The following is an 8,902-nucleotide window of genomic DNA, read 5'->3' on the forward strand; positions in this document are numbered from 1 at the left end:
GGGAACCTGCAGACCGCGCTGGCCGGCACCGGCCTGGCCGCCGGTGACTTCGTCCACTGGGCCGGGCGCGCCGCCGACCTGCTGAACCAGCTCGCCCAGGCCCGGCCCATCCCGCCGGAGCTTTCCGGCCGGTGCCTGCAGGCGTCGGGGCTGGTCCGGCGGTCGGTGGTGGCCCGGACAGCATTCACTGACTAACCACGGCCTAGCCGCGATAGGGGTTGTCGTTCGAACCGCCGCGGCGGCCACGGGCGTAGCCTTCCTGCCAGGCGTCCCGCACGGCGGCGACCAGCCCCGCCAGCAGTTCGTAGGTGGGATGATCGGGGCCGAGGAAGATCATTTCCTCCTCCGCCCTGACCAGCAGGTCCCGGATGTGGTTGTCCATATTAAATGTTCGGCACAAAACGGCATTTCTGCTTAACCGCCGCCCGGCGCGCCGCCCTCGCATCCCCGGGCACCGGGTCACCGGTGCCCGAAACTGAGCCCCAGCCGCTTCTCGCTCAGGTACAGGCTCAGCCCGATGCCCAGTGCGGCGAAGCTGCAGGTCATCCACCAGGTGGCGTGCCAGCCGCCGGTGACGGTGGCCAGCCAGGCCACGATGGCCGGCCCGGTGAAGTTGCCCACGTTGAAGATCTGCTGCATCAGCCCCATCGCCGCCGGGGCCGAGCCGCCGGGCGGGGCCAGGTCCACCGCCATCCGGGTCAGCGTCGCCGGGATCACCGCCCCGATGAGCGAGAACGCGGCCACGCAGGCGAACTGCAGCGCCGGCCCGCCCGGCACCTGCGTCCAGTCCACCGCGAAGGTGAGCAGCGACGTCGTGCCCATCAGGACGAAGGTGGGAATCAGCAGCCGGCGCGCGGTCACCCCGCGCTGCAGCAGCGGGGCGGTGCCGACGGCGCCGACGGCGTTCAGCCCGCCGACGACGGCGGACAGGAGGCCCGGCCAGATCCCGGTAACGCCATTGTGCTCGTAGACGGTGGGCAGGAAGCCGACCACCGCCATCCACTGGATGGTGTAGCAGGCGAACACCACCCCGGCGACCCAGGGCTTGGGGGAGCGCACGGTGACCCCGATGCGCCTGACCGCCGCGGACAGCCCCGCGCCCTCCCCGGCCGGGTCCCGGGGCACGAACCGCAGCACCAGCGGAATCGGCACCAGCGTCAGCGCCGCCATGATCCACCACCAGGTCTGCCAGCCGGCCACCTGCAGCACCAGCGCGCTGGCCACCAGCCCGGTGAAGGTGGCACAGCCCTGGTAGGCGCTCCAGAAGCCGACGGCGGTGTTGACCCGGCGCAGCGGCGTATTGGCGCGGATCAGCCCGGGCGCGACCACGGTGGTGAGCAGGAACCCCGCCCCCTCGAGCGCCCGGCTGGCCATCAGCACGCCCGCGCCGGGGGCGAAGCCGCCGGCCACGGAACCGGCGAAGAGCAGCCAGAGTCCGATCAGCAGGCAGCGGCGGGCGCCGACGGTCTCGGCGAACAGCGAGACGGCCAGCCCGCCGGCCATGCCGGCTACCTGCACCAGTCCCAGCAGCACCCCGGCCTGCACCAGGGACATGTTGAGCTCGGCCTGGATCAGCGGGATGGCCGCGGGCAGTTTCCAGATGTGCATGGCCGCGGTGATGCCGGCGAGCACCACGACGATCCAGGCCGCGTCCGTTTGCCGGCGCGTCAGAACGGGGGCAGACATGGTTCTCCTTTTACCTGCCGGATGTTTCCGTCCAGATTATCCGCACCGGGGCGGCAGGAGCGCCCGGGGCCGTCAGCGGTTGCGTTCGGACTGGTGCTGCCGGGACCCGCCTGCTTCCACCGGCAGCTCGGAGACGGGGACCAGCACCATGTCCTGGAGTTTCCAGTCCAGGTCGATGCACTCGTCCCTCGCCCGCTCCAGGACCTCCAGCGGGGGCAGCTGCCCGTCGCGCGGAACGACGAAGGCCTCCACGTGGAAGACATGGCCCTGGTCGCGGACACGGGAGCCGGCCTCCTGCACCCAGGACAGGCCGCGCAGGTAGTCGTCGACCTGCCGGATCAGGGGATGGGGCCGGCCGTCGTCGAAGGTCATGGCCCGGGTGTCCATCAGGTCGGTGACCGCTGCGCGCATGTTCTTGTAGCCGTCGCGCAGGATGCCGGCGGCGATGAACAGCGCCGCCGCGGCGTCGGCCCACCAGAGGCCGACGCCGATGCCGGCCACGCCGACGATGGAGCCGGCGGCGGTCATCCAGTCGGCCTTGTTCATGTCCGCGTCCGCGTACAGCACCTTGCTGTGCAGTTCCTTGGCCAGCTTCATCTTGGCCCGGCCCAGGAAGACCGGCGGGACGGCGGTCACCGCCATCACCGCGATCATCAGCCAGCCCAGCCAGACGGTCTGGCCGAAGACCTGGACGGCACCGATCGGCGGGTGCTCGGCCTTGAGCAGGCCCAGGCCGGAATCGATGAGCAGGAACGCACCCATGACGCACAGGGCCACGGCCGCCACGAGGTGCGCCACCCCGGTGGCGCGGTGGAAGCCGTAGGGATACCCCGGGGTCGGGGGCCTGTTGACGATCCGCACGGCCAGCAGGAAGGCCAGCGGGGGCGCGAACGAGAGCATGTCCTCGATCCAGGCGGCCTTCATGGCCTGGGAATTGCCCATGGCCAGGAAAACCAAGGTGACCGCGACGGCGAGGACGCCGGTGGTGGTCCACTGGAGGCGGACGGCCTTCTTCAGGATCCTTTCCTGCTTCTCCGGCAGTTCCGTGCGGCCGAATCGGGTGTTCACGGCAGGTCCTCCTGGTGCAGCAGGAATTCCTCGAGTTCGACGAGGAAGGCGTTTTCACCCATCCGCGCGGCCATGACGTGCTCTTCCTTCTCGCCCCGGTCGTTGGCCAGTTCCACGTAGGGCCGGGTCAGGGCGGCTTTGTCGGACCACGGCGACTTCTTGGTCAGGCCGCCGATGACCAGGTCCAGCTCGCCGTGTTCCAGTTTGCCCATCAGCGTTTCCTCGCCGCCTTCGACCCACTCCACCTCGGCGTTGTGCCTGGCGGCGAACCGGAGCACCAGCGTGCTTTCCGTCCCGCCGGGGTCCGCCCCGGCCTGCACCCGGGTCCAGGGCGGATTCGCCGAAACGCCGACCCGGAGCGTGCCGTCGCGGACCCGCTCGAGCGTGCCTTCCGGATCCGCCGGGATGCCCAGGCCGCAGCCTGCCAGGGGCAGGGCCAACAGTGCTGCCAGGAGAGTAGGAAATGTTCTGCGCATACCAAGGACCATAGCTAAGCAGGCTGTCTTTTTCGGGCAGGCGCGGGCCTCCCGCGGCTACACTGGGCCTAAGCGGAGGGCCCGCTGCTGTGTAGCTGGAGGAAAAAAATGTTCAGGCCCGGGGCGCCCGCCGAGGAAATCGAGCGCGACGTCGAGGAGATCATCATTGCGCTGGTGCACGAGCTGGGCAGGCTCGCCGAGTCCGACCCGAACCCGGTCGGGGCGGAGGAGCGGGCGTACATCAAGGCGTTTTCGGATGCCCGGACCAACAGTGACCGCAACCAGGCGGCCCTGCTGTCCATCGCCGTCGGACGGCCCAACCTGGCCGAGTCGCTGATCTACCTGAACCGCCGGCTGGACCGCGAGGACCTGGACCCGGCCGAGCCGGCCGGCATTATTGGCATCATCGTCCGGCTGGCCATGGACGGGCTGTGGGTCAGCGACATCCTGGACCACACCCGCTTTAGCGCCCAGGAACGGGCCCGGATCACCGACGTGCTCACCGGGATGACGTATTTGACGGACAACCGGCTGGAGGAGCTGCTGGCGGAGCTCGGCCCGCGCCGGCAGGGCTGACAACCGGCCCGCTTCCGTCCTGCCCGTTCCTGGGCCGTCCGGTACTTCTTTAGCCTTCAAGCAAGTCCCTGGCCTGCGGCCGGACCCGCCGGGATTCCGGGCACGAACGCAGCACGACGGCGGTGCCCGCCCCGGGAAGGGGGGGGCCACCGCCGTCGTTGTTCGTGCCCGGCCGCTCCCGCAGGCGGTCCGGACCCGGCGTCCGCCTACTCCGTTCGGGGCCGGGCCGCGGGCGCCGGCCCCGGACGGGCGTACTCGGGATCCCGGCGAAGTTCGATCACCAGCGAGATGCCGAGCAGCGCCACAATGATTGTGAACGGCAGGGCCGAGAGCATGGCCGCCTGCTGCAGGGCCGTCAGGCCGCCGACGATCAGCAGGAACACCGCGCAGGCACCGGTCAGGGCGCCCCAGATGGTCAGGACCGGCCGGGTCGGGTTCAGCGTCCCCTTCGACGAGAGCATGCTCAGCACGTAGGTGTTGGCATCGGCCCCGGAGATGAAGAACAGGGCGACCAGGACCACGGTGACGATCGAGGTGATCTGCGCAAGCGGCAGGTGTTCGAGCATGGCGAAGAAGGCATTGTTGACGTTTTCGGTCGTGGCTGCCCCGATGCCTGCCCCGCCCATGTCCATCTTGATCGCCGAACCGCCGAAAATGGTGAACCAGGCAAAGAACACCAGGCTCGGCACGCCCAGCACCCCGGCCACGAACTGGCGCACGGTGCGCCCCTTGGAGATCTTGGCCAGGAAGACGCCGACGAAGGCGCCCCAGCTCAGCCACCAGGCCATCATGAAGTACGTCCACCACTGCATCCATTGCAGGTCCGTGGCGGAAGAGGGCGTGATCAGGCTGACCTGGAGGAACTCGCTGGCATACTGGCCGACCGAGCGGAAGAACAGGTTGGAGACGAAACCGGTGGGCCCGGCAACGTAGACATAAATGGCCAGCAGCACGGACAGCCCCATGGTGATCTGGCTGATGTACTTGATGCCCTTGTTCACGCCGGAGAGCGCTGACAGGGTGAACAGGACGGTGACCACGGCGATGATGACGATTTCCACGCCCAGGTTGCTGGGAATGCCGAACACGCGGTTCATCCCCTCGCCGATCTGCGAAGCACCCAGGCCCAGGGACGTGGTAGTGCCGAACAGGGTGGCGATGATGGCGAAGATGTCGATGAGCTTGCCGAACCAGCCGTCGACGAGCTTGCCCAGGACGGGGCGCAGCATCGGGGAGACGAGGCCGGGGCGGTTCTTGCGGTGCGTGGAGTAGGCAATGGCCAGCCCGAAGACGCCGAACACCGCCCACGCGTGCGGGCCCCAGTCGAAGTAGCTGAACTGCATGGCCGTCACGGCTGCTTCCATGGTGCCGGGCTGGGCCAGGCCGTGGGGCGGGGAAACAAAGTGCGAGATGGGTTCGGCGACGCCGTAGCTGATCAGGCCGACACCCATGACGGCCGAGAGGATCATGGCCAGCCATGCCCAGGTGCTGTGCTCGGGGCGGTCGGTGCTGGAGCCGAGCCGGACGCCGCCGAAACGGCTGAGGCCAAGGTAGACCATCAGCAGGATGCAGAGCAGCGTGACCAGAAGGTAGCTCCAGCCGACGCTGCCGGCGACCCAGTTCATGGCGGCAGTCATGGTTCCGCCCAGGTTCTCCGGGGCAACCGCGGCCCAGAGCACGAACGCCAGGATCAGTCCGACCGATCCGTAGAACACCGAGCCCAGGTGGCGGTGCTGCGGTCCGGGCCCGGGGGTCCGCTGGTGCTGGTCGGAGGGCGCCACGGGCGCCTCAATCGTTTGTTCGGCCACTATTTTCTCCGATTCGTAATTCCGGCGGGCCCGCTGCGGCGGCCCGGAGCCTGTTAGAGCGCGGACAGTTCTTCGCCGTCGTAGAACCGTCCGGCCTTGTAGACCATGGGTTCGGCCTCGCCGACCTCTGCGTGCCGGACGCGGCAAATGAAGATGGTGTGGGTCCTGGCCTGGAAGCGCTCGCGGATTTCCGCCTCCAGCGCCGCGGAGGACCCGTCGATCAGCGGGCTGCCGTGCGGGCCCCCGTGCCAGGCGATCTGCGCGAACTTATCGGATGATTTCGACGCAAAGGTCGAAACCGTGTCCTTCTGCCGGTTGCTCAGGATATTGATGCCCAGATGGGTCGAGGCGAACAGCGCCGGGTAGGTCGACGACGTCTTCTGCACGCAGACCATGACCAGCGGCGGCTCGAGCGAGATCGAGGAGTAGGCGTTGACCGCCAGGCCCTTGGGCACTCCGCCTTCCGTGGTGGTCACGACGGTGACACCGGTGACGAACTGGCGGTTGAACCCCTTCATCACTTCGGGGTCGGGTTCGCCCGACATGGTGTCGACGACGACCTGCTCCGGCGCCGCGGCTGCATCGGCCAGGGACCTGATGCCCAGGGCCTCCAGCAGTCCGCTGTCGTCCCAGGTCACGGTCTCCCGGGCGATACGTCCCGAGCGCAGGGCCAGGATGTTGGACCCCGTCGTCACCACCTGGCGGTTGGTCGGCGGGACGCCAAGGAACGGGCGCGTGTGCGTTCCCTTCGACGTCCAGAAAATCGCCGCCGTGTCGCCGTCGAGCACGAAGTTGTCAATGGTCGTCGTCAGGTCCGGGAAGCCCTCGCGGACGGCCAGGATTTCCTGCTTCAGTTCGGCCAGGCCGGTCCCGTGCCCGGTTGCCTTGTCGACCCGTACGTAGTCTTCGGTGACCAGGGAGTCCAGGGCCTCGACTTCGCCGCGGTCCCAGGCGGCTGCCCAAACGTCGGTAATGAACGCATCGATTGCTTGTTGCATGGTAGAGACCGTAAGGCATGTCACACGAAGAGGTCAACACCTTGGGGAGAATCCGTACTGTTCTCAGTGCCTCAGCTGTTTTCCGCCAATCCCGAGGCGACCCTTGACCTGACTGATGTATGCAACATAAGCTCTCATGCATGCAAGAGACGATGAACACAGTTTCGGCAGGCGCGGTTGAGGAAACAGCCCTGCTGGACCGGGTCAGGAAGCTGGTCCTCGGCGGGGATTTCCCCCCGGGCGCGCCCTTGTCGGAGGTATTCCTGGCGCAGGAGTTCGAGGTCAGCCGCACCCCCATCCGGGAAGCGCTCAAGCAGCTTCAGCACGAAGGGCTGGTCGAGATCCGTCCCAAGGTCGGCACCTTCGTCCGTGAGCCCACGCGCCGGGAAATCGTCGAACTCTTCCAGCTCAAGGAGAGCTTCGAAGGCCTGGCCGCGTCCCTGCTGGCCCGCCGCGGCCATGTCGCCGAGCTCGACGTGCTCGAACGCAACGTCGCAGAGTCGGAGCGGGCGGCCGAGGAACAGGACGCGGACGGATACGCCCGGCTGGTCCACGAATTCCACTGGACCATCATCCGCGGCGCCGACAACCGCAAGCTGGCCGAGCACTACGAGCGGCTGATGAACCAGCTGGCCTACCACCGGCTCGTGCTGCGGACCGTGGAGCATCCGGGCCGCATCCTGGCCTCGACCGGCGAGCACCGGGCGGTGCTGACGATGATCCAAAACAAGGATCCCTTCGGCGCCGAGTCCGCCATGCGCAACCACGTCTATGCATCGTCCAAGGAAGCCCTTAGCGACAACCGTCCCCGCCGCGGCGGATCCGCTAACTGACTTATCCGGCACCAACCCGCCTTCACGCAAGACCGTTGAAAGGACACGCCATGCCTTTTTCGCTGTTCCACGGCCTCGACGCCCCCGGGGACCGGGCCAACCTGGAGCTGTTCTCCGAGAAAGTGATGCCGCATTTTGTTTAATTCCACCCCCTCACCCGAAGCGCGCGCCGCCGGCATCCGCAAGATCGTCTACCTGCAGGAAGAGGTCCTGCGGGAGAACGGCAGCGCGCCCGCCGTGCCGGCGCTGAAGGCCACCGCCGCCGCCGTCGTCGCCAATCCCTGGCTGGGCACCGGCCCGCACACGGACCTGTCCGAAGCAGCCAAGCGGATCGCCCCGCAGATTGCCCGGGAGCTGACCGGCCGGCTGCTGGCCGGCTTGGGCGGCGCGGAGGCGGTCGAGGCCTTCGGCAAGGCCGCCATCGTCGGCACCGCCGGCGAGATCGAGCACGCCGGGGCCCTGATCCACACCCCGTACTTCGGCAACCTGGTCCGCGAATTCCTCGAGGGCACCTCGATCATCTGCTTCGCCGATGACCGGGCCGAGGCCGGGCAGCCGCTGGTCGTCCCGCTCTGGCACAAGACGCAGGCGGCCACCCGCAGCCACTACCAGACCGCCACCGCGCGTGTGGCCGACGGGCCGATGCCGCACGAAATCGTGGTCATCGCCGCGGCCTCGACCGGCCCGAGGCCGCACGCCCGGATCGGCGACCGCAGCACCGACCGTCCCGTGACCGCCAAAATCCTCGCAGGAGCAACCGCATGAACGTCCGCAAGATCATCACCCTGGTGGAAGAGACCCTGGCCGAGGGCGGCCGTGCCGTGGACCCCGCCGCGCGGGTCGCCGTCGTCGCCGCCGTCATCGACAACCCCTGGGCCGGCCAGGGCTTCGTCGAGGACCTCTCGGCCGGCATCGACGCCACCGCCTCGGACCTGGGCAAGCTGCTGGCCCCCCGGGTCGTGGAGGCGCTCGGCGCCCCGATCGAGGCCTACGGCAAGGCCGCGATTGTCGGCCTGGAGGGCGAGGTGGAGCACGGCTCGGCCCTGATCCACACGCTGAAGTTCGGCGACCATTTCCGGATCGCCGCCGAGGCAACCACGCTGCTGCCGGCCGTGGAGAAGCGCGCCGCGGCCGGGACCGTCTTCGACATCCCGCTCAAGCACAAGACGGACGCCACGATCCGCTCCCACCACCAGAGCATCGAGGTGCGCCTGGCCGATGCCCCGCATCCGGGGGAGATCGTCATCGCCCTGGCCGCGGCAGCCCAGGGCCGGCCGCAGCAGCGCCTGGCCGCCCTGTCCACCGAGCAGTAACCGTGGCAGCAACCGCCGCGGCGAAGCTGCCCGTCGTCCTGCTCCACGGCGTCGGACTTGACCACACCATGTGGGAGGCGTTCCGCGCCGCGGGGCAGGACGGCCTCGGCCGGCCCGTGGCCGCGCTGGACCTGCCCGGGCACG

At 68.7% G+C, this 8,902-nt stretch carries 11 protein-coding genes; 5 read left to right on the plus strand and 6 right to left on the minus strand.

From position 1 onward, the window contains the following. A partial coding sequence (locus ACFQ36_RS17850; protein ID WP_377016046.1) for a hypothetical protein occupies nucleotides 1-195 on the plus strand: 195 nt, incomplete at its 5' end. 7 nt (nucleotides 196-202) lie between these two features. Here ACFQ36_RS17850 and ACFQ36_RS17855 read toward each other — a convergent pair. The 4 genes from ACFQ36_RS17855 to ACFQ36_RS17870 all read right to left on the minus strand — a co-directional run bounded on the left by ACFQ36_RS17855 (nucleotide 203) and on the right by ACFQ36_RS17870 (nucleotide 3,230). Next, entirely contained in the window at nucleotides 203-382 is a 180-nt protein-coding gene (locus tag ACFQ36_RS17855; protein WP_377016048.1) for a hypothetical protein, read from the minus strand. A gap of 77 nt (nucleotides 383-459) precedes the next feature. Then, nucleotides 460-1,686 (minus strand): CynX/NimT family MFS transporter, encoded by a 1,227-nt coding sequence (locus ACFQ36_RS17860; RefSeq protein ID WP_377016050.1) that lies wholly within the window; start codon nucleotides 1,684-1,686, stop codon nucleotides 460-462. A 72-nt stretch (nucleotides 1,687-1,758) separates the two neighbouring features. Further along, nucleotides 1,759-2,754, minus strand: coding sequence for a cation transporter (locus ACFQ36_RS17865; protein WP_377016052.1), 996 nt, complete (start codon nucleotides 2,752-2,754; stop codon nucleotides 1,759-1,761). Further along, nucleotides 2,751-3,230, minus strand: coding sequence for a transporter substrate-binding domain-containing protein (locus ACFQ36_RS17870; RefSeq protein ID WP_377016054.1), 480 nt, complete (start codon nucleotides 3,228-3,230; stop codon nucleotides 2,751-2,753). The genes ACFQ36_RS17865 and ACFQ36_RS17870 overlap by 4 nt, the downstream gene beginning before the upstream one ends. Before the next feature lie 108 nt (nucleotides 3,231-3,338). On the opposite strand from ACFQ36_RS17870, the gene ACFQ36_RS17875 reads away from it, so the two are divergent. After that, nucleotides 3,339-3,806 (plus strand): TetR family transcriptional regulator, encoded by a 468-nt coding sequence (locus ACFQ36_RS17875; protein ID WP_377016056.1) that lies wholly within the window; start codon nucleotides 3,339-3,341, stop codon nucleotides 3,804-3,806. 206 nt (nucleotides 3,807-4,012) lie between these two features. Here ACFQ36_RS17875 and ACFQ36_RS17880 read toward each other — a convergent pair whose 3' ends face one another. Both ACFQ36_RS17880 and ACFQ36_RS17885 read right to left on the minus strand, forming a co-directional pair. Beyond that, nucleotides 4,013-5,614, minus strand: a complete 1,602-nt coding sequence (locus ACFQ36_RS17880; protein WP_377016058.1) for a BCCT family transporter — start codon at nucleotides 5,612-5,614, stop codon at nucleotides 4,013-4,015. Nucleotides 5,615-5,667: 53 nt separating this feature from the next. Then, entirely contained in the window at nucleotides 5,668-6,612 is a 945-nt protein-coding gene (locus tag ACFQ36_RS17885; RefSeq protein ID WP_377016060.1) for a flavin reductase, read from the minus strand. Nucleotides 6,613-6,764: 152 nt separating this feature from the next. Between ACFQ36_RS17885 and ACFQ36_RS17890 the strand changes: the two genes are divergently transcribed. From ACFQ36_RS17890 to ACFQ36_RS17900, 3 genes are all read left to right on the plus strand, one after another. Beyond that, a complete protein-coding gene (locus ACFQ36_RS17890; RefSeq protein WP_377016062.1) occupies nucleotides 6,765-7,445 on the plus strand; it encodes a GntR family transcriptional regulator in 681 nt (226 codons plus the stop codon). A 135-nt stretch (nucleotides 7,446-7,580) separates the two neighbouring features. Beyond that, nucleotides 7,581-8,210: an amino acid synthesis family protein gene (locus ACFQ36_RS17895; RefSeq protein ID WP_377016064.1), complete on the plus strand. Its 630-nt coding sequence runs from the start codon at nucleotides 7,581-7,583 to the stop codon at nucleotides 8,208-8,210. Further along, nucleotides 8,207-8,758, plus strand: coding sequence for an amino acid synthesis family protein (locus ACFQ36_RS17900; RefSeq protein WP_377016066.1), 552 nt, complete (start codon nucleotides 8,207-8,209; stop codon nucleotides 8,756-8,758). Before ACFQ36_RS17895 ends, ACFQ36_RS17900 begins: the two co-directional genes overlap by 4 nt. Nucleotides 8,759-8,902: the final 144 nt, after the last annotated feature.

This window comes from Arthrobacter sp. GCM10027362, assembly GCF_042679445.1.
In the GTDB taxonomy this organism is placed as follows: domain Bacteria; phylum Actinomycetota; class Actinomycetes; order Actinomycetales; family Micrococcaceae; genus Crystallibacter.

Bases quoted from the DNA above. Each gene is read 5' to 3' on its own strand.
- ACFQ36_RS17855 (WP_377016048.1), bottom strand. From the start codon at position 382: ATGGACAACCACATCCGGGACCTGCTGGTCAGGGCGGAGGAGGAAATG.
- ACFQ36_RS17860 (WP_377016050.1), bottom strand. From the start codon at position 1,686: ATGTCTGCCCCCGTTCTGACGCGCCGGCAAACGGACGCGGCCTGGATC.
- ACFQ36_RS17870 (WP_377016054.1), bottom strand. From the start codon at position 3,230: ATGCGCAGAACATTTCCTACTCTCCTGGCAGCACTGTTGGCCCTGCCC.
- ACFQ36_RS17875 (WP_377016056.1), top strand. From the start codon at position 3,339: ATGTTCAGGCCCGGGGCGCCCGCCGAGGAAATCGAGCGCGACGTCGAG.
- ACFQ36_RS17885 (WP_377016060.1), bottom strand. From the start codon at position 6,612: ATGCAACAAGCAATCGATGCGTTCATTACCGACGTTTGGGCAGCCGCC.
- ACFQ36_RS17890 (WP_377016062.1), top strand. From the start codon at position 6,765: ATGAACACAGTTTCGGCAGGCGCGGTTGAGGAAACAGCCCTGCTGGAC.
- ACFQ36_RS17900 (WP_377016066.1), top strand. From the start codon at position 8,207: ATGAACGTCCGCAAGATCATCACCCTGGTGGAAGAGACCCTGGCCGAG.